Source organism: Micromonospora sp. CNZ285, assembly GCF_004637285.1.
In genome coordinates this window covers 5,117,222-5,136,998 of sequence record NZ_SPQD01000001.1, presented here as the reverse complement: position 1 = coordinate 5,136,998, position 19,777 = coordinate 5,117,222, and the positions used below count along the sequence as shown (strand labels likewise).

General features: G+C 72.1%; 13 protein-coding genes. 3 read left to right on the top strand and 10 right to left on the bottom strand.

Annotation, left to right across the window (positions count from 1 at the left end; translation table 11 throughout):
- Window positions 1-43: 43 nt before the first annotated feature.
- Window positions 44-454, bottom strand: coding sequence for a RidA family protein (locus CLT75_RS23360; RefSeq protein WP_135242477.1), 411 nt, complete (start codon window positions 452-454; stop codon window positions 44-46).
- Window positions 455-532: 78 nt separating this feature from the next.
- Between CLT75_RS23360 and CLT75_RS23355 the strand changes: the two genes are divergently transcribed.
- On the top strand, window positions 533-910 hold the full coding sequence (locus tag CLT75_RS23355; RefSeq protein ID WP_135242476.1) for a winged helix-turn-helix transcriptional regulator: 378 nt from the start codon (window positions 533-535) through the stop codon (window positions 908-910).
- Window positions 911-952: 42 nt separating this feature from the next.
- On the opposite strand, the gene CLT75_RS23350 is transcribed toward CLT75_RS23355, so the two are convergent.
- From CLT75_RS23350 to CLT75_RS23335, 4 genes are all read right to left on the bottom strand, one after another.
- The gene (locus CLT75_RS23350; protein ID WP_486485253.1) at window positions 953-1,630 is read right to left on the bottom strand and encodes an excalibur calcium-binding domain-containing protein; all 678 of its coding nucleotides are present in this window, start codon (window positions 1,628-1,630) and stop codon (window positions 953-955) included.
- A 175-nt stretch (window positions 1,631-1,805) separates the two neighbouring features.
- A complete protein-coding gene (locus tag CLT75_RS23345) occupies window positions 1,806-2,798 on the bottom strand; it encodes a P1 family peptidase (protein ID WP_209310487.1) in 993 nt (330 codons plus the stop codon).
- A 38-nt stretch (window positions 2,799-2,836) separates the two neighbouring features.
- Complete coding sequence (locus CLT75_RS23340; RefSeq protein ID WP_135242475.1) at window positions 2,837-3,178, bottom strand: DUF1330 domain-containing protein; 342 nt, start codon at window positions 3,176-3,178, stop codon at window positions 2,837-2,839.
- Window positions 3,179-3,467: 289 nt separating this feature from the next.
- Entirely contained in the window at window positions 3,468-4,076 is a 609-nt protein-coding gene (locus tag CLT75_RS23335) for a class I SAM-dependent methyltransferase (RefSeq protein WP_135242474.1), read from the bottom strand.
- A gap of 165 nt (window positions 4,077-4,241) precedes the next feature.
- Here CLT75_RS23335 and CLT75_RS23330 point away from each other — a divergent pair, with 165 nt between their 5' ends.
- Entirely contained in the window at window positions 4,242-7,754 is a 3,513-nt protein-coding gene (locus CLT75_RS23330) for an NACHT N-terminal helical domain 7-containing protein (protein WP_135242473.1), read from the top strand.
- Between the two features lie 41 nt (window positions 7,755-7,795).
- The gene (locus CLT75_RS23325) at window positions 7,796-8,716 is read left to right on the top strand and encodes an alpha/beta fold hydrolase (RefSeq protein ID WP_135242472.1); all 921 of its coding nucleotides are present in this window, start codon (window positions 7,796-7,798) and stop codon (window positions 8,714-8,716) included.
- Here CLT75_RS23325 and fxsT read toward each other — a convergent pair.
- The 5 genes from fxsT to CLT75_RS23300 form a co-directional block, all read right to left on the bottom strand.
- A complete protein-coding gene (fxsT, locus tag CLT75_RS23320; RefSeq protein WP_135242471.1) occupies window positions 8,694-12,629 on the bottom strand; it encodes an FxSxx-COOH system tetratricopeptide repeat protein in 3,936 nt (1,311 codons plus the stop codon). The genes CLT75_RS23325 and fxsT overlap by 23 nt on opposite strands.
- Window positions 12,626-13,816: a TIR-like protein FxsC gene (locus CLT75_RS23315; protein ID WP_135242470.1), complete on the bottom strand. Its 1,191-nt coding sequence runs from the start codon at window positions 13,814-13,816 to the stop codon at window positions 12,626-12,628. Before CLT75_RS23315 ends, fxsT begins: the two co-directional genes overlap by 4 nt.
- A gap of 93 nt (window positions 13,817-13,909) precedes the next feature.
- Window positions 13,910-14,752 carry an AAC(3) family N-acetyltransferase gene (locus CLT75_RS23310; RefSeq protein WP_135242469.1) on the bottom strand — a complete coding sequence of 281 codons (843 nt, stop codon included), beginning with the start codon at window positions 14,750-14,752 and terminating at the stop codon, window positions 13,910-13,912.
- The gene (locus tag CLT75_RS23305; protein WP_135242468.1) at window positions 14,749-17,055 is read right to left on the bottom strand and encodes an FxsB family cyclophane-forming radical SAM/SPASM peptide maturase; all 2,307 of its coding nucleotides are present in this window, start codon (window positions 17,053-17,055) and stop codon (window positions 14,749-14,751) included. The genes CLT75_RS23310 and CLT75_RS23305 overlap by 4 nt, the downstream gene beginning before the upstream one ends.
- 455 nt (window positions 17,056-17,510) lie before the next feature.
- Window positions 17,511-19,772 carry a hypothetical protein gene (locus tag CLT75_RS23300; RefSeq protein WP_135242467.1) on the bottom strand — a complete coding sequence of 754 codons (2,262 nt, stop codon included), beginning with the start codon at window positions 19,770-19,772 and terminating at the stop codon, window positions 17,511-17,513.
- Window positions 19,773-19,777: the final 5 nt, after the last annotated feature.

The window sequence follows — 19,777 nt, the reverse complement described above, 5'->3', positions numbered from 1 at the left end:
GGTGAACTCCAGCTGACCCTGGACCGTAGGGGCACCCCGGCGCTCAGTGTGCGATCGCTGTCGCCTCCAACTCCACCAGCACGTCGGGCTCGAAGAGGTGATCGACCCCGATCAGCGACGCCGGCGGAAGTGGCTGCGGCAGCCCGAGCTCCTCGGCGACGGACTCGATCCCGGCCATGAACGGCCCGATCTTCTCGGGCGCCCAGTCGGTGACGTAGAAGGTCAACCGGACCACGTCCTCGAACGACGAGTCCGCGCCGGCGAGGGCGCGGCCGGTGTTGCGCAGCACCTGCGCGACCTGACCGGCCAGGTCCCCGGGTGCGACGGCTGAGCCGTCGGCCAGTCGTGCGACCTGGCCGCTGACGTGGATGTGGCGTGATCCGGTGGCCACCGCGACGTGGTGGTACGGCGTGTCCGGCTGAAGACCGGCAGGGCTGAAACGGGTGACGGACATCGGTGCTCCTTGACTGGGCAACTGAGGTTTACCATTGATACCTAGTTGACGAAGGACACTTCAAGGAGACCTGGTTTCATGAGCGATACCGCCACCCCCGGTACGGGCGAGCTGCGCATCGACGCGCCGCACCGCGAACTGCTCGACCAGGTGCTGGACAAGTGGTCGCTGAGCGTCCTCAACGAGCTGTGCGAGCGTCCGTGCCGCTTCAACGAGCTGCGCCGCGCGATCCCGGCGGTGACGCAGAAGTCGCTCACGGCGACGCTGCGGCGACTCGAACGCAACGGCATCGTGGAACGTCACGTCGTGGCGACGCGCCCGGTAGCTGTCGAGTACCGGATCACGCCGCTGGGCAAGACGTTGCGTGCGCCGGTCGACGTGCTGCTCGAATGGGCCGACGCCCACATGGCGCAGATCGAGCACGCCCGGCAGGCATTCGACGCCGAGCTGGACTGACTGCCGGGGCGGCACCGCACGATTCCGCCCCGGCGTCGCGTGTCACTCGCAGACCATGCCGTCGTTGTCCCGGTCGATGTACCAGTAGTACTCCGGATCCTTGCCCTGCTTGTACGGGCCGTACCCGTTGGCGTTCGCCTCCTTGCAGGTGCCGAAGCGCGGGTCGTTGCCGCCGCCTGAACTGCCGCCGCCGGTGCTGCCCCCGCCGGAGTCGCCGTTGCCGCCACCCGGCTCACACGCCTCGCCGTCGAGGTCGCGATCCAGTCCGGTCCGGTACCCCGGCTGGCCGCGCAGCAGCGGCGCCTTGCCGGCTGCGCGTACGGCATCGCAGTTCTTGTAGTAGACGGCGGGCTTCGTGGTCTTGCGCGGGGTCGGCTTCGCCGCGGGCTTCGCGGTGGTCGGCGCGGCCGTAGTGGATGACGGCGACGGCTCGGGCGACACGGTGCTGACCTCGGGCGCGGGGGCCGTGGTGGTGGGCGCTGCCACTGTCGGCACCTCCTGGGCCACCTTCTCCGGCGATCCGCTCGGCTCGGAAGTGGCGCATCCGGTCATGCCGATGCCCAGCAGCGCGCCGCTGCAGGCGAGGCCGAGGAACACCTTGATCGCAGCCGACCGGCGGCTCCACCACGACGGCCGTGGCGGTGTCGCGAACGGGATGCCGGACTTGTCGGGCAGCGGCGCCTGTTCGCGCCGGGAATTCTGGGGAGGGAGTTCGGTCACAGCGGGCAGTGTGGAGCGATGTGTCCGCACGGGAGTGTCGCCGAGCCGACAGACCAGCCCTTACCGGCGTGATAAGCGACGAAACGGTCGGCGACGGCCGGAACATCGGCATCGATGCGGCGGATGATCGGACTCGGCCCCTCGCCGAACGGCCGACGGCGGGAGGCGCGGTGGATCAGGCGTACGGCCGGGCCGCGAGCCGTCCCGCCGCCGCCAGCCGCTCGACGGCGGCCCGGTGGGGAACCGCGTGACTGGTACGACCGCCCACGCCGGTGGTGGTGACGGCGGTGAACAGCGAGTTGAGCAGCGCCTCCTCCACCGCGTCCAGCACGCCGGCGAACACCGGATCGATCGCGCCGTCCGGGATCGGCTGCTGATCCGACGTGGTGAACGCGATCGCGTAGTCCCCGCTGGTGTTGCTGAACGACGCACCTACCCGGGCCATCGCGAACACCGCCCGGCGGGCGAGCCGCCGGAGCTGTCGCGCGTCCAGGGGCACGTCGGTCGCCACCACGATCATGCACGAGTTGCCCGGTGGCTCGGTCCGGTCGGCGGCCGGGACCAACTCGTCGACGGGTAGCGGCACGCCGAGCGCGGTGAGGACGCCGCCGAAGTTGGACTGGACCAACGCGCCGACCGTCCGTGTATGGCCGGCGGCCTGGACCGTGCGCGACGAGGTGCCGATGCCCGCCTTGTAGCCCAGCGCGGTGGTGCCGGTACCGGCGCCGACACAACCTTCGGCGGGGAGTCCGCCGCTCGCCCCGGCGACCGCGGCCAGGACGTGGGCCTCGGTGATGGGGCGGCGGCGGATGTCCGACAGGTGACCGTCGTTCGTCTCACCGACCAGCGGGTTGAACGACAGCCCGTCCGGTCGGCGCTCCATCAGATGCCCGAGCAGCGCGTCCGCCGCCCGGAACACCGACAGCGTGGCGGTCAGCACGACCGGGGACTCCAGTACGCCGAGTTCGTCCACCTGCGTCGAGCCGACGAGCTTCCCGTGGCCGTTGCCGGCGTACACCGCGGCGGGCAGCGTCCACCGTCCGGGGCCGAGCCCGCTCGGCACGATCGCGGTGACGCCGGTGTGCAGGTCGGCGCCGTCGTCGACGGTGGTGTGACCCACCAGGACGCCGGGGACGTCGGTGATCGCGTTGTGCGGCCCGGTCGGCAGCGGCCCGACGACGATCCCGAGGCCGCGGGCGCGCCGGCTCAGGACGCCGCCGCCCGGATCGCCTGCACGATGCCGGTCGGGGAGTAGTCGTCGGGGACGCCCTCGACCAGGATGATGTCGCCCTCGATGTGCCGCGAGCGCAGCGGCGCGATCTCCTGGTAGGCGGGCGAGTCCCACCAGGCCCGCGCCTCGGCGATGCCCGGGAAGCCGAGCATCACGACGGCTCCGGGCCAGACGCCCTCCTTCACCTCGTGCGGCGTGGCGTGCACGAGGAAACGGCCGCCGTGCGGGGCGAGGGTGCCGGGGAGCCGCTCGATGTACTCGGCGATGTCCGGGTGCGGGGCGGCGTCCTGGAGGTGGGCGATGGCGTACGCGGGCATGGTGTCCTTCCGGCCGTCGAACTCCGAACGCCGATCCTGACACAGCGGTCAGCACGCTTTCTCGCCCATTTCGTGAACTCGTCGAGCGGGACCGTCCGCAGCACCTCCCCGCTGTCGCCGAAGTCGGTGACCAGGACCGACCCCTGGCCAGCACGATCCGGGCGGCGGCCGGTGTCGCGTCGGCCCGGCGTGTCCTCGTACCCCTTCGTGCGGCCATGCTCCGACGGTGACAGCGCCGTGTCACCCCGGGATCCGCGTTCGGTTGCGGCCTGGTGACGATGGTGCGCGCTCAGGCCCCGGAAGCCACGGCCGCGACGGCGGCGTGCGGGCGGTGGGCCTCGTCGTCGAGGCGCGTCAGGCGCTCGACCTCCGCGAACCCCGCCCGCCGCAGGCGCGCGGAGAACTCGTCCACCGGCCAGCGGTACGCGGTGGCGACCTTGTGGTCGAAGGCTCCCACCTCGTCGCCGACGAAGATGCCGACCACGAGCCGTCCACCCGGGACGATCGCGCGGCGGAACTCCGCCAGCACGCCGTCGAGGTCCGGTGGCGGGAGGTGGATCAGCGAGTACCAGGCGAGGATGCCCGCGACGGAGTGGTCGGGGACGGCGAGGTCGTCCAGCGACCCGAGCCGGTACGCGCCGCCCGGATGCGTCGCCTGCGCGTGCGCGACGAACTCGGGAACCATGTCGATCCCGGTGGCGTCGACGCCGAGCGAACGGAGATGGTCGGTGAGGTGGCCGGGCCCGCATCCCAGGTCGAGCACCGGACCGGTCCGGACGGTCAGGTGCCGGCCGATGAGCGCGAGGTCGTCCGCGTGCACCTTGCCGGTGGTGCCGAACAGTTCGATGTAGAGCGTCGCGACCGCCCCGTACGCCTGCCGTACCCGTGTGTGGTCCACCCGTCGACCATAAGGGCCGGACGCCTTCGCCGCATTTACCGGATGAATGAGATGAATGAATGGAAAAGTCGTCGTAAAGCCGCCGCCCGGTGAGGAATCGATAGCTTTCCGTCACTGAAGTTTCTATCCTTGAAGAATCCGATCGCCAGCAGCGGAAGGGGCGGCATGCCGCGCCGTTCGAGCCTCAGCTATCGAGATGCGTTACGACTGCTGGCCCCGGGCAGCACGCGCATCACCGAGACCGACAAGGTCGTCAGCGCGGGGATCCTGGGCGCTGGGGCCCTCTCCCACGGTACGGCGCTCGCGCTGCTCGGCCCGAAGAACGCACTCGTGCAGCTCGTCCGGGACGCCACCGGAAACCAGGCCGGCCGCATCCGGACAACCGGCGGGAAATCGTATTACGAGCTGCTGGAGGCCAGCCACACCGTGCTGGCCCTCTCCGCGTTCTTCGACGGTTTCCGGGACGAGGTCGGGCCGGGTTTCGACAGGCTGGAACTGACCGACGAGGAAAAGGCCGGCATGGTGCCGGCCGAGCGGCGGCACCACACGCTCCCGCAGGAGATCGACGGTGGCTACTTCCCGTTGCCCTCCTCGGTGTACGGCATGGACGACACCCGCCGGGACGTCGAGGCCGCGTACGTCAGGCTCTACGACGCCACCATCGCGTTCTGCGAGGGACTGGCCGCCTGGCCGTCGGTGCGGCGCGGGCTCGACCTCACGTCGCTGCGCTCGCGCGTGGTGAGCCGGGCCATGTCGCACTACCAGGACCGCTTCGACCGTCTCGCCACGGACCTCCCCGAGTTCGGGTTCCGGATGATGCGGCAGGCGATCGAGCACAACCTGAGAGACAACCGCACTCTCACCACCGAGGTCTCGGCCCGGCTGGACGCGCTGGCGGAGCTCTACCGCAACCTCGCCGAGCTGTCCGGGCCGGTCGCCACCGACCGGCCCGACCTGCTCCGCGAATCCCTCGACCGGCTCACCGGCTCGCTCGCGGCGGTGTTCCGGCAGCCGCTGCTGCGGATCAAGGACGTCGACTTCCACCTGCGGCTGCCGAACGTGGACAGCGGCTTCATCAGCCCCGACTTCCGGGCCGCCGAGTACGGCAAGCACACGTCACCGGAGCGGGAGGCCTGGTGGGACGACCAGCCGCGCCGCGGTGACCTCGTCGGGTTCCTCTCCCGGTACCTGACCGACCCGGCGAGCCTGCACCGCCCGCTGCTGCTCCTCGGCCAGCCGGGCGCCGGCAAGACGCTGCTGACCCGGGTGATCGCGGCCCGGCTGCCGGCGAGCCGGTTCACCGCGATAGTGGTGCCGCTGCGCCGGATGTCCGGGGACACGTCGCCGACCGAGCAGATCGAGGCCGCGATCGAGCAGGTGATGGACGAGCGTATCCGCTGGGCGGACCTGCGCCGGGCCACCCAGCACACCACCGTCGTGGTGATCTTCGACGGGTTCGACGAACTCGTCCAGGTCACCGGCACCGCCCACTCGCAGTACATCGACCGGGTGGCCGAGTTCCAGGAGGCCCAGTGGGACCTGGGCTACTCGATCATTCCGATCATCACGTCCCGGATCCTGGTGATGGACCGCGCCAGCGTGCCGCAGGGCACCGTGCTGGTCCGGCTGGAAGACCTGACCGACGCCCAGGTGACGGCCTGGCTGGCCGCCGTCAACGCGGCGAACGAGGACCGGCCCGGCTACCGCCGGCTGTCCGCCGGCGAACTGCTGTCGCACGGCGAGCTGGCCCGCCAGCCGCTGCTGCTCACGCTGCTCGCGATCTACTACAACGAGCACTGGGCCGACCGCCGCCCCGGTGCCGCCATCTCGCGGTCTGACCTGTTCACCGGCCTGCTCACCGCGTTCATCAGGCGGCAGGTCAGCGAGAAGGCGCCGACCGCGCTCGCGCACCACGAGCGGGAGGCCCGCGAGCACCAGCTCCGGCGCGACCTGGCGATCACCGCGTTCGCCATGTTCAACCGCAACCGGGAACTGGTGAACCGGGCCGCGCTCCGCCTCGACCTGGACTGCTTCGGCTCCCGGAGCGGTGACGCCTCCCGGTTCGAACTCGGCGACGTGCTCGGCCCGGAACAGCTGGTCACCGCCGCGTTCTTCGTGGTCTACGGCCCGGACGACGTGCAGGGCGAGGACGCCCGGCGCACGTACGAGTTCCTGCACACCACGATCGGGGACTTCCTGATCGCCGAGTACGTCGTCGGGGCGCTGCGGAGCCTGGCCGAGCTGCGCCGGCACACCCGCAGCCCGGCCGGCTTCGGCTATCAACTGGACACCGGTCAGTTCCGGGCGCTGCTCTCCCACCAGCCGCTGGTGAAGCGGGAGGCGGTGGTCGGCTTCGCCCGCGAGCTCGGCCTCCGCCACCCGGACGAGCGGGACGGGATCGTGGAGACCATCTCCGGCCTGCTGGCCGAGGCCCGGCAGCGGACGAACCTGGCCGGCGTGGACGGCTACCGGCCCGCGCCGTACGACCCGGTGCGGCTGCTCGCCGCGTACACCGCGAACCTGGTCGCGCTCGCCGCGCTGGTGTCACCCGACGGAGTACGCCACACCGACCTGATGGACGAGGCGACCTGGGTGTCCACGGTCCGGCTGTGGCGGGCCGGGCTGGACGAGAAGGGCCAGCTCGCGATGATCAGTTGGCTGAACCGGGACGCCGACGGCCGGATCATCGCCGAGCGGCGGCGCGAACGCCGGGGGGAGACGGTGAACGTGGCCGCCGAGGAGGCGCGGCTGCTCGGCGACATCACCACCTACGGCCAGTTGCAGGCGGGCGCGCGGACGTGGCGCGGTCAGCAGCCGGACAGCTTCGAGGCCGGCCGCTTCCACGCCGACCTGGTGTCGCTCGCCACCCGCCGCTGGCCGGTGCCGTCGCTGCACCAGCTCATCCTGTACGACGAGCGCAGCTACCGGCGGCTGTGGGCGCGTGCGGTCGAGTCACCGGAGGCGGTGTCCAGCACGAGCGCCACGGTCCTGCTGGAATGCCTCGCCGAGGACGGCGCGCAGTTGCCCCGCGAGGTGGTGTGCGGGCTGACCCGGGTGGCGCTGAGCCGGCTGCCCGACTCGCCCACCGCGCCACCCGAGCTGATCATCTCGTGCCCGTACCTGATCGACGAGTTCCCGGAACTGGTCGACTCGCTCGGTTCGACCGACGACCACGCGGTGCTGCACGCGCTCATCCTGCGGCACGGGCTCCACCGGCTGCCGCAGCGGTACGTGCCCCGGGTCCGGAGGGTGCTCGCCGACATCGAGGACCGGCTCGCGGAGTTGCCGCTGGAGGACGGCGTGGTGTCGGCCGAGATGGCCGAGCAGTTCGCCGCCGCGCGGGCCGACAACCGCACCGCGCTGTGGCTGCTGATGGCGTTGGACGAGTACGCCGAACTGGCCTGGCCGAAGATCCCACCGAAGACGATGCACGCCCTGCTCGCGCACCGGCTGCCGGACGAGTTCCTCGACGAGGCGAGCCTGTGCCGGCTGCTCCTGGACTATCTGCGGGCCCACGACCGGGTGCCGGCCGAGGTCTCGCTGGCATCAGCCCTCGACACGCTGCGCGCCCTCGCCGCATCCGACGACCACGCCGACCAGTCCGACCACGCCGATCAGTCCGACCGGTCCGACCACGCCGGCCGGGCCGGCCCGATCCCGGCCGCCGAGGCGGTCTGACCACGCCGCCCGTACCGCCACCACCCGTCCGGAGGCCCCGATTGGCACACTCGCCCAGGCACCGAGAGCACATCGTCCGGACGGGAAGGAGGAACCTGGCGGTCGACATCGCCGGGGCGGAACGCGGCTGGCCCGTGTTCCTGATGCACGGCACCCCCGGCAGCCGCAACGGTCCACGACCACGGTCCATCGTGCTGTACCGGCTCGGCGTACGGCTGATCTCGTACGATCGGCCGGGTTACGGCGGCTCCAGCCGGCTGCCCGGCCGCCGCGTCGCGGACGCCGCGGCGGACGTCGCCGCCATCGCCGACGACCTGGGCCTGGACGGGTTCTCGGTGGTGGGGCGCTCCGGCGGCGGCCCGCACGCCCTGGCCTGCGCCGCGCTGCTGCCGGACCGGGTACGGCGGACCGCGGTCCTGGTCGGCCTCGCCCCGGCCGGCGCGACCGGGCTGGACTGGTTCGGCGGCATGACCGACGCCAACGTGCGCGACTACGGCGCCGCCGAGCACGACGTGCCGATGCTCGCCGAGCAGTTGCGGCTGCGGGCCGAACGCACGATGGACGACCCGGGCTCGCTGCTGGCGCTGCTGGTCGGGCAGATGACCGAAGCCGACCGCCGGGTGGTGGCCGGGGTGCCGATCCGCCGGCAGCTCACCGACGCCTATGCCGAGGCGTTGCGCCAGGGGCCGCACGGCTGGATCGACGACGTGCTGGCGTTGCGCACCGACTGGGGCGTCACGCTCCCGGACATCCGGATGCCGGTACGGCTCTGGCACGGCGCGGACGACAACTTCGCCCCGGCCAGCCACACCCGCTGGCTGGCCGAGCAGATCCCCGGCGCACAGTTGCACGTGCAGCCGCGCAGCGCGCACTTCGGCGCGGTGGAGGTGCTGCCGGAGATCCTCGCCTGGCTGGCCGACCCGGTGGAGCGGGCCACCGTCAGATCGGATGCGGGTCGATGATGCGCCGCTGCAACCGGTTCTCCCGGAGGGTCTCGACCGCCGGGTGGCTCTCGCCCAGCCGGTAGGTCAGTTCGCGGGTGATCGCCTCCAGCTCCGCCCGCCGGCCGCCCTCCACCCGCTCCTGCATCACCGTCAGGTTCGCCCGGCAGCGCAGCGTGTTCGGGTGGTCGCGGCCGAGCATCCGGTCGAGGCCGTCGTGGGCACGTCGCAACAGCGCCAGCGCCTCCAGGTCCGCCGCCTCCCGGCCTTCCGGCGGGTCGGGCTGCTCGGCGATGCAGATGGCCTGGTTCATCCACCCCGAGAGGGGGTACGGGTGGTCGTCGCCCAGCACGTCGGCGAGCGCGTCGGCGGACCGGCCGGCGAGCTGCCGGGCCTCGGCGAAGTCCCCGGCGCGGCGGGCCACCATGGCGAGGTTGACCAAGCAGACGAGCGTCAGCGGGTGCCCAGGGCCGAGGTTGTTCTGGTAGACGCGGTGCACCTCGGTCAGTTCCCGGCTGGCCCGCTGGAACAGGTCGACGGTGAGCAGGTTGACGGACAGGCTCAGCCGGCAGGTCAGCGTCTCCGGGTTGTCCGGCCCGAACCGCTCGTTCAGCAGCTCGTACGCCGCTTCGAGGAGCTTGCCCGCCTCGACCGCGTGCCCCGCCGAGCGCAGCGACACCGCCAGGTTGGTCTGCGCGCGCAGGGTCATCAGGTGCTCGGCACCGGCCGTGCGCAGCAGGTCCCGGTGGACGCCGCGGAGCCGGGCGATGGATTGCTCGTAGTCGCCGGCGTCGCGCATGTCGATGCCCACGTACGCGGACGAGGCGAGCGTGTCCGGGTGGTCCTCGCCGAGGATCGCGCGGCGCCCGGCCAGCACCATCTCGTCGTTCTTGCGGGCCTCCCGGAAGTCGCCCATCAGGCGCTGGGTGGTGGCGAGGTTGTTCAGCGCGACGAGGGTGCGCGGGTGCTCCTCGGTGAAGTTCCGCTTCCACGCGTTGAACGTGATCTCGTCCAGGCGCAGCGCCTCGTTGTACTTGCCCATGCCGCGCAGGTCGCGTGCCAGCCCGCCGGCGGTCATCAGGGTGTGCGGGTGGTCCTCGCCGAGCAGTTCCCGCTGGGCCGCGAGGACCTCCTCGTCCAGCGCCCGGGACTCGGTGAACTGCCCGAGGAAGGCGAGGATGTTGGCGAGGTTGAACTGCAGGTGCAGCAACTGCCGGCGCAGGTCGTCGCGCGCCCGTGCGTCGGTCTCCTCGGCGAGCATCTGCTCCCAGGTCTGCGCGACCTCCTCACCGAGCCGCCGGCCGGTCTCCAGGTCGCCGCGCAACTGGAGGTAGCGGACCCGGTCGATCATCAGCGCCCGCACCTCCACCCGGTGGCTCAGCGGGGCCTTCGACGCCTCCAGGTGCGGCCAGATGACCCGGAACCGGGGCCAGCCGTCGGGGTCGTCCACCTCGCCCTCGGGCCGGGCGGCGGCGAGCACGAGGTGGACCTGGCGGCGCGCCTCGTCGAGTTCCTCCTCGGTCATCCGGGACCGGACGGCGTGCTGGAGCAGGCGGTGCATGAGCACCAGGCCGCCCCGGCCCCGCTCACCGCCGGACGGGCTCTCGGCCCGCAGGTCGACCCGGACCAGGGCGAGCCGGTTGGCCTGCTGCACCAGCTGCTGGCGGACCAGCCGTTCCTTGGCCTGCGGGTGGAACGGCACGAGCGCCTCGGCGAACTCGTCGCTGTAGACCAGGTCGGCGGAGATCTCCGGGGCGAACACCGAGCACAGTTGCAGCACCCGGTAGGCCGCCGGGTTCCGGGTCCGCAGGTGGTTGAGCGACAGCTCCCAGGTGGCCTCCACGGAGACGTTGCTGTTCGGCTCCATCACCGCGCCCGGCCCGAACTTGGCGATCTCGGTGAGGTAGCTGTCGACCGAGTGGCCGGTGTCGGCCAGCCAGGCCGCGGCGGCGGTCACGGCGATCGGCAGGTCGCCCAGCAGGGCGGCGATCCGGTCGGCCTGGTCGACGCGCATGGTCGGCACCCGCTCGGTGAGGTGCTGGATGCTCTCCGCGCGCTTGAACACGTCGACCGGGATCGTGGTGGCCCGCTCGACCCACTGCAGGTTCCGGGACGTGATCACGACGTGGCCCTTGCCGTCCGGCACGTACGGCAGGACGCCCTCGACCTCGTCCGCGTTGTCCATGATCAGCAGCCACCGGAGGTCGGTGCGGCGCAGCGCCTGGAGCACCAGCCGGGCGTTCTCCCGGTTCGATTCGGACGACGGTACGCCCAGGTAGGGCGCGAGGTCACCGATGGCCGACTCGATGAACGGCACCTGGTCGGCGTCGATCCACCACACCATGTCGTACGCGGCGCGGTAGCGGTGGGCGTACTCCAGCGCGAGCTGGCTCTTGCCGATGCCGCCCATGCCCTGCAACGCCACCGGCCCGGTGCCGGAGAGCACCACCTTCGGGCTGCTGCGCAGCAGCGTCCGCAGCTCGCGCAGGTCCGCCTCGCGGCCGGTGAAGCGCTTGTTGCGGCCCGGCACCTCGAACACCGTGTTGTCCCGGCCGGGGAACCGGGGACCGGTCGGCAGTTCCAGGTCCGCCGGCACGCCCTCGCGGCCGACCAGGCGCAGGATCCGCGCGGCGGCGGTACGCGCCTCCAGCCCGGCGACCGACACGGTGTGCGCGGCGGGCACGTTCGCCAGGCGCCGCACGTCGGCCACGTAGACGACGAGCGGCACCTGGTCGGGCGAGCGGTCCGGCGCGGCGAGCACCGCCTCCTCGTTGGCGTTCGCCTCGGAGACGATGATCAGCTCCCGGGCCGTCCGGGGCGCCTCGTCGTCGGTGAACCACGGGTCGGTCACCCGGACGTCGGCCGAGACCAGCAGGTGCCCGATCCACTCCGCCCACACCCGGTCGTACGGGGCGTGCCGGAGCATGATCTCGTTCTCCACCGAGTTGGAGGTACGGGTGAACCGCGCGTTGACCCGCTCGCGGATCGCGCTGCTCATCGGCGGCAGCGACTCCACCTCGCCCCGGGTGATCTCCCGGGCCAGCAGCTCGTACGCGGACAGCAGTGACCCGTTGACGCCTGGCTGGTCGGCGAACGTGGCGAGCAGCTCCTCGTACGCGTAGAACGCCTGGTAGGGCACCTGCATCCGGGCCCAGTACCGGTCCCGTTCGGCCTCGCTCATGGCGCTGGGCAGGCCGCTGAAGCGCTGCCGCGCCACCGCCCGCCCGGTGTCCGCCTTGACCTTCTCCGCCGGGTCGATGCGCATCGGCACCGGCAGCACCCGGATCCGCCGCGACCCGTACCGGTGCTCGACCAGCCGTGCCACCTTCGCCGCGCCGGTGATGCCCTGCTCGCTGAGGGTGAAGCAGGTGACAAGCACGTCCGGCAGTTGGATGGTGCAGATGTCGGCGACGTCGGAGAACCCGGTGCGGCTGTCGATCAGCACGTAGTCGTAGTTGCGCTTCATGTCGGCGCGCAGCGCGTCGAAGAAGTAGCCGCCGCCCTGCCGCTCGTAGAACTCGTCCCAGTTCATCCCGGCGAGCGCGCCCGCGTAGTCGTTGTTCTGCTGGCCCGCGCCGAGGAAGTCCAGCGTCCCGTCACCGGGGAAGTTGGACCAGTTCAGCGAGAACGAGTACTTGTGCACCCGGGCGTACTGCTCGTGCCAGCGGTCGTCGCCCTTGTCCTGCTTGGTGGTGGTCGCCCACTCGTACTCCCGGATCAGGTCGATCACTCCGCCGGTGCTCTCCAGCGCGTCCCGGTCGATGAACGGCGCGAAGAAGCGCGACAGGCCGGGGGACTCCAGGTCCCAGTCGACGGCGAGCACCCGCTTGCCGTTGGCGGCGAGGATCCAGGCGACGTTCGCCAGCGCCATCGTCCGGCCGGTGCCGCCCTTGTAGGAGTAGAAGGTGACGACCTGTCCCTCGCGTCGGGTCATGTGTCCACTCCCTCGTCGGACGGCGGGTTCTCCCAGAGCCGGGGCTTGTTGATGGGCGGTCCCGGTGGCGGGTAGGTCGGTCCCGCCTCCAGGTAGCGGCGTCGCATCCGGCGGACCAGATCGTGGATCTCGGTCCGCCAGTCGTCCCACGTGGTGATCTTCAGCGGGCGTGTGGTGGCGGAGAGCATGGTCACCGCCCGGTCGAGCAGCCCGGCCGCGTGCGAGCGGTGTGCATGGTGGGCGTCCTCGCTGATCAGTACGACGCCCACCCAGCCGTGCAGGCAGTCGACGGCCGCCTGGACGGCCTCCACGCCGTCCGGCGTCTCGACCACCAGAGGATCGATCATGAGTACGCCCGGACAGGACCGGAACAGTCCGGCGTCGGGGACGAAGTCGCGGACGTCGATCGGCATCCGCAGTCGCTGCACCGCGTCGGTCACGTCCTCGATGACCGGCGGCCGGCCGCGGAACGGGCGCCACCGGCCGGCGTGGGTGTCGGACCGCCCGTTGAGCCGCTCCGGGTCGGCCGGCTGCTCGGGTGCGATCACCACCGCCCGGAACGGCACCTCGCTGGTCGGGGACGACGGCAGGTCGGTCGGGCCGGTCGGCGGCTCGGCCGGTTGCAGCGGCGTCTGCTCGGCGGTGTCGACGATGTGCTGCGCCAAGCGGCCCAGCACCTCCTTGTAGGCGTCCTGGAACTTCTGGAGCCGGCAGAGCGCGCTCATGCCGTTCGCGGCGTACACGTCCACGTCGGCGGCCATCGCCACGGCCCGGGCCTGGTCCGGCGCGTGGAGGGCGGCGGGCGACGGGATCCACAGGACCGGCAGGATGTTGTCGCCGTCCGGCGGGCGGCCGGCCCGGATGAGCCGTTGCCGGAACCACTCCCGTTCCCGGCGCGAGTCGTCCCGGTTGAGGTAGTCCGGTGAGTACAGCGGGACGAACACCTCGGCCTCGGCCAGCGCGGTGCGTTTTCGTTCCGTCCGGGCCTCCGGCGGCCGCACCATGAAGTCGGCGAAGCCCTGCCGGCGTACCCGATCGCCGGGCCGGCCGTCGATCGCCAGGTTGAGATCGTGATAGAAGCGGCGGACCCAGTGGTCGCCCGGAGTGCGGTCGTTGTGTGTCGGCGGGGGGACATAGCTGAGGAAGAAATAGGGCGGGCCCGGCAGCGTGGGCCGCTCAGAGGTCACGACGACACGACCGTTCCACGGGACGAGTGTCTGACCCCCAACCGGTAACGATCACGCGCTGCTCCCCAGTCGACACGATGCGGCGTCTATCGATCAGGGTAGAGAGGTTGCGCTCGGGTTACCAGGCCCGCACCGTCCGATGTGGGCATCCATCCACGCGACGGCGGTGCGTACCGCGTCGGATATCGGCAGCAGCCGGGCCGGTGCGTCACCGACCGTCCCGTGCCGGGTGAACGCCGCCCGGTCGAGTTCCGCGCCGATCGCCGGGAAAGGGGCCGCATCCAGGTGCGGAGCCTCGAAGTCCAGCCGTTCCCGGCGGCCGTCGCGCAGCACGTAGCAGCGGTACGGACGACGCGGCGCCGGGCGCCGCAACCGGTACTCGGCGAGATGCAGCGCGGTGCATGTCGCATAACCGACACCGAGCAGCAGCGTCCGGGCGCCGGCCGCCTCCAGGGCGGCGAGCGGGGACCGCTCCCCGAGATGGGAGTCGAGGTCGTGGACGCGCATCAGCTCCGCCGCCCGCGGCCCCCACGCGCTGAACGACGTCTGCGGGTGCCGGCTGCGGACCGCGCCGGGCAGCCGGCGTACGTGCTCGGCGAACGCGCCGACCCCGAACGACGGCGTGACGGCCGGGTCGAAGCCGGGCATCCGTTCCTCGTACGCCAGGCGTTCCTCGTCGGTGAGCCCGGCGGTCGCGGCCTGGTACGCGGGGCTGCTCACCGAGTTGTCAGGGGTCTGCGCCGGGACCACGACGGTGCCGGACGGGCCGACGGCGGCCCGCAGGGCGTCGGCCAGCGTGGCCGGTCCGCCGTCGACCGGTCCGAGCGCGCGCAGGGAGCAGTGCACGAGCACCACGTCGCCGGGGCCGAGCCCGAGCGCGCGCAGGTCGGCGGCGAGCGTGCCGACCCGGTACGCGGGCGGGACGGCGGTGGTCACGACGGCCACCCGGACATCGAGCGGGCGACCTGCCGGACCAGCCGCGAACCGGCCGGGGTGAGCGCGTCCGCCCGCTGCAGCGCGCCGATCGCCTCGGCCGTCCAGTCGCGGTACCGGCGGTAGACCGCCTGCGCGCCGTCGACCTGACGGTCGGCCCGGATCCGCCAGATGTCGGCCACCGCCGCGTGCGCGTAGATGCCGTGCAGGACGGCCTCGGCGGGCCGCGGGTCGGGCCGCCAGCCGACGGTGATGTCGATCGGGCGGGTGCCGTCGACCAGGTCGCAGACGTCCAGCAGCGCGTTCATCTTGCTGTGCTGGAACTCGTGCACGAGCAGCACCGCGAGCGAGCCGGCGTCGGTCTCCGTGGCCGCGACGCCGCCGAACGCCTGCCGCGCGGTCGACGCCTCACTCACCCCCGCGCCGCTGCGCCGCAACGGGACCACGGCCCGCAGCCCGGTACGCAGTTCCTCGGCGTGGCCCGGCACCTCGTCCCGGATCACCTGCCACGCCGCCGCGAACGTCAGGGCCCAGCGCGCGGCGCCCGCGTCGTCGAGCCGGTCGCCGGCGGGCAGCCGGTGGCAGTCGCGGTGCGGGTCGCCGTCCTCCAGCAGGACGCTCACGTCCGCCGCGACGAGTACGCGGGTCGGCCACCACCGGGGCGCGTCCCCGGGCGTCCCGGGGCGGATCGCCACACTCACGTTCCCGGCGGTCACCCGCAGCGAGCCCGGGCCGGTCTCGACCCGTGCGGTGCCGTCGCCCACCTCGGGCAGCAGGACGGTGCCCACCGTCGGCAGGTGCAGGCGGCCGGACCGCACCGGCAGGTCCAGGCGTACCGGGGTGCCGGCGTCGAGCGCGGCGGCGACCGCGAGCGCGCTCAGGTAGTCCGGTCCCTGCCGGGCGCCGGTGCCGGTGCCGGCGAGGCAGTCGACGGCCCACGCCCGCACGTACGGGTGGGCCGCGATCCGGGCCACGGACTCCGGCGCACTGCGGTCGAGGGCGGCCAGCGCCTCCCAGCCGTCGGCTCCGGCCCCGCCGGCCGGCAGGCGGTCGGCCACCTCGGCGAGCAGCGCGCGGACGATGGCGATCTGTGCCTCCACGAGCCGGCCGATGGCGACCCGGTCGCCGGTCGGCGCCGCGAGGCGGTCGATGAAGTCGTCGGGCAGGCCGGCGTCGAGCCGGACGGGTGCCGGTGGGTTCTCGTTCACGTGCACGATCAGCTCTTTCAGATCGGCGCAGTAGACACTCGGATGGTCGAAGTGCCCGGCGCCGTACCGGTGGGCGAAGAGTCCGCCGCCGCACTGGTCGACCACCGGGCACCGCCGGCACTCGTCGCTGAGACCGGCCCGGCCGGAGCGGCGGCGGGCCAGGAGCGGGCTGGCCGCCACGTCGTCGGCCGCGTGCGAGAAGACGGTCATGCCGGTGGCCGGCGCGCCGTCGTACGCGGTCTTGAGCGAGTCCGCCTGCTCCCACTCGCCGTCCGTCTCGATCACCGCCAGGTCGACCGGGTCGAGACCGAGCCACTCGGTGCCGCTGGGTCCGCCCGCGGCGGTGGACAGCAGCGAGTCGAAGAGGCGGACGGCGACCGGCCGGCCGTCCGCCAGCCAGCGGTCGTAGACGGCGCGCAGCCAGCCCGCGTACGCGGTGCCGCCGCCCGCCGGCCGCCACGGCGGGTCGTCCCAGGTGGCGTGCGGGAGCAGGAAGTCGATCCGCGGTGGCTCCTGGGCGAGCAGCGCCTCGTACACCGCGATCGGGTCGTTGCGCACGTCCACCGTGCACAGCAGGCCGGAGTAGATCCGCCGGTACGCCGGGCGGCGCAGCAGGGCGAGCGCGCGCAGCACCTGGTCGTAGCTGCCGGCGCCGGACCGGAAGCGCCGGTGCCGGTCGTTGGCGGCCCGGTCGCCGTCGAGCGAAACGCCCACCGCGACGTCGTGGTCGGCGAGCAGGTCGCAGAACCGCTCGGAGAGCAGTACGCCGTTCGTCTGCATGCCGATCCGCAGCCGGGTGACCGGGCCGATGACGCGCCGCAGGTCGGCGAGCACCTGGCCCAGCCGTTCGGGGCCGAGGAGCAGCGGTTCACCGCCGTGCAGGACGACAGTGACGTCCGGCAGCCGGTGGGCGGCGGCATGCTCGGCGATCCGTCCGGCCGCGGCCCGGAGCACGTCCGGCGTCATCCGCACCGGGCGGCGGCGCCAGCTCTGGTCGGCGTGTTCGTAGACGTAGCAGTGGTCGCACGCCAGGTCACACCTGGCGTGCACCTTCAGGACGAACTCGGTGAGCGCCGCGCGGGCCGGCCCCGGGGACATCGCAGATCAGATGAACGAGCCGAACTTCGCCGCCGGGACCCGGGTCTTATCGAGGTGCGTAGCCATCACTCGGCGCACTATCGGGGATATGTCCGCTGCGGAGAGCCGGTCGAGGGGCTCCGCGCGGACCCTGCCCAGCGACACCGGGGGCTCTTCCTGGCGCATGGGTACGGTCGTCATGAGTCTTCCTTAGGTTCGTGCACACGCCAGGCGGAAACAACAAGCAACGGCTTAAAATAGAGGCTTTGTGAGCCGCGCGGTATCGACCCGCCGGTGGGAAGCAGTGCATTTTGGACGGTTGCGCGACCGGCGGCTGCTGTGCCGTCGAGGGAGCGACCTGGGGGATCAATATTATGCCCCTTTTTGCCCATCCGACATGATTCCAAAGTCTATACTTTTACAGAAATCGTCCACCTCGACGCGTGCTCGAGGTGGACGACCCTGTCTCCGGCGGCTCAGACGGCCGGGCCGCTCCCGGACGGCGTACCGAGGCGGATGTCGACGTCGGCGGGCTCGGTCATCTGGTCGTACGCCTTGGTCCGGAGCCGGTTGGTCTGCACCTCGCCGTCGAGCAGCGCCGCCCGCAACGCCTCCGCGTCACTGATCTCCTTGGCGGTCACCGCGTCGGCCGCGGTCGTGATGCCCTGCACCACCTCCAGGTGGGTGCCGTCGGTGGGCATCAGCTCGGTCCACTTCGCCAGGCAGTACACCCGCTCGGGCACGTCCTGGCACTCGGTGGTCAGCTCGGGCATCTCGTCGCCGGAGCCGAGGTGGCCGGTCCGGTAGGTCGTCAGCTCGTCCACGAACGCCTCCAGCTCCCGCTCCACCTCCGGTGCCAGGCGCATCGCCACCACCTTGCCGAAGATCCACCGCAGCGCGGTCAGCTCCATGCCGGCCCGCACCGGCAGATAGAGCTTCGCCCAGCTCGCGTTGACGAAGTCGCCGGGGTCGCGCTCCGGGGCGCGGGCGTCGCCGCCGGACCACCAGCCGGGGTACGCCACGAACGACGCGCGCTCCCAGTCGAAGACCCGGTGCCAGAAGTCGATCTCCCACGCCTCGTCCCGCACGCTGGCCGGGAAGTGCGTCTCCACGATCTGCGAGACCATCTCGTTCACCGGCGAGAAGCCGGCCCGCAGCCGCGCCTCGAACTCGTCCCCGGCCGTCTCCGCCGCCCCCAGCGCCTCGTCGCGCCGGTCCTGCCACTCCTGGAGATCGGTCAGGTAACCGGCGACGAGCGCGTTGTACGCCGCGTCGTCGGCGGTCTGGTCCACCACCGTCGGGGTACGCCGGAACCCGGCGGCGAGCTGCACGTCGGCACCCGGACCCGCCAGCCAGCTCCGGGCGCCGACGTGCACGCGTACGCGGAGCACCGGCCGGCCGTCCGCCTCGGTGACCACCGGCACGCCCACCACCCGGGCGGCGATCGCGTCCGGCGGACGGCGGGTGATCAGCGTGAGGTTCTGCCGGATCGTGTCGATGTCGCCGTCCCACTCCCAGCCGGCGTCGAACGCGACGTCGACGTCGTAGTCGGCGCTCATGTCGCCGGTGAATCCCCACTTGTCGAGCGTGACCACGGGGGAGTACACGACGCGCGTCTCCACCGCGGCGGGTGCGCCACGCGGCGGGCGCTCCGGCTTCACCGGCGCCGGGGGCAGCGCGGCGACCGCGTTGTCGCGGATTCGCTGCCGTCCGCCGATGATCTTCTGGGCGAAGGCGAACGCCGGATCCTTGATCGTGGGGGCCCAGCAGACCCGTGCGCCGTACCGCTCGTGGGCCAGCTCCAGCCGTTGCAGCACCTTGAAGTAGTGCAGCGTGATCGGCGTGGCCCGGTTCGGGTTGCGGACGGTGCGCTTCGAGGACGACTCCGCGCCGGTCTCGGTGACCAGCTTGAAGTCGGTCTTGTGCTGGGTGCGGTAGCGCGCCGCGACCTTCGAGGTGGCGGTCCGGCTGTCCTTCACGGCACGGCGGCTCGTCTCCTGGCTCGCCGCGGTGACGCTGCTGGCGAAGCCGATCGTGTGGCTGGCGTTGAAGGTGCCCCAGATACCGGTCGGGCTGGTGTACTGGCCGGTGTGGCTCGCGTTGAGCCCCCAGGTGTCGGTGAGCGACTTCTGCCGCTCGAAGCCCTCCTGGAGTTCGGTGGTGAGCGCGCTTGTCAGCTCGACGTCGGTCTGCTGTTCCGACTCGTTCTGCTCCTCCAGGGTCAGCTCGCGCTTGGTGTAGGTGCGCTGCTCCAGCACCGCCTCCTCACCGGGGGCGAGCGCCAGCGCGTAGACGTGCTCGCCGAGTGCGAAACCCACCGGTCGGATCCGGGTGCGGTCGAGGAACGCGATGCCCACGTCGGACTGGAGCAGGCCGGCGAGGAACTCCGCCTGCTGGTCGCCGAGCAGCGTCTGGCGCCGCGCCGGCGGCTCCCGGTACGACATGCCCGAGTCCACGCCGGGCAGCGCCTCGGTGGCGGCGTCCATGTCGTTGGCCTTCCACAGGTCGTAGAGGCCGAGTTCCTTGAGCAGGTGCGGCAGCCGGTCGCCGTCGAGCCCGCCGTAGCGGATCGCCTCGATCAGCGCCTGCTTGACGTAGAACGGCAGGATGGGCGTCTCGCCACCGCCGAAGGTGAGCCGGACCGGTACGAAGTAGTTGGAGTAGACGTACCGGTCGGAATGCGCGGTGCTGAAACCAAGCGTCGCCGGATCGGCGTCGGCGACGACGACTCTGCCCATCGGTG

Excerpts from the sequence above, each read along its gene's own strand:
- CLT75_RS23340 (WP_135242475.1), bottom strand. The coding sequence starts at position 3,178 with ATGCCCGCGTACGCCATCGCCCACCTCCAGGACGCCGCCCCGCACCCG.
- fxsT (WP_135242471.1), bottom strand. The coding sequence starts at position 12,629 with ATGACCCGACGCGAGGGACAGGTCGTCACCTTCTACTCCTACAAGGGC.
- CLT75_RS23300 (WP_135242467.1), bottom strand. The coding sequence starts at position 19,772 with ATGGGCAGAGTCGTCGTCGCCGACGCCGATCCGGCGACGCTTGGTTTC.
- CLT75_RS23305 (WP_135242468.1), bottom strand. The coding sequence starts at position 17,055 with ATGTCCCCGGGGCCGGCCCGCGCGGCGCTCACCGAGTTCGTCCTGAAG.
- CLT75_RS23355 (WP_135242476.1), top strand. The coding sequence starts at position 533 with ATGAGCGATACCGCCACCCCCGGTACGGGCGAGCTGCGCATCGACGCG.
- CLT75_RS23360 (WP_135242477.1), bottom strand. The coding sequence starts at position 454 with ATGTCCGTCACCCGTTTCAGCCCTGCCGGTCTTCAGCCGGACACGCCG.
- CLT75_RS23330 (WP_135242473.1), top strand. The coding sequence starts at position 4,242 with ATGCCGCGCCGTTCGAGCCTCAGCTATCGAGATGCGTTACGACTGCTG.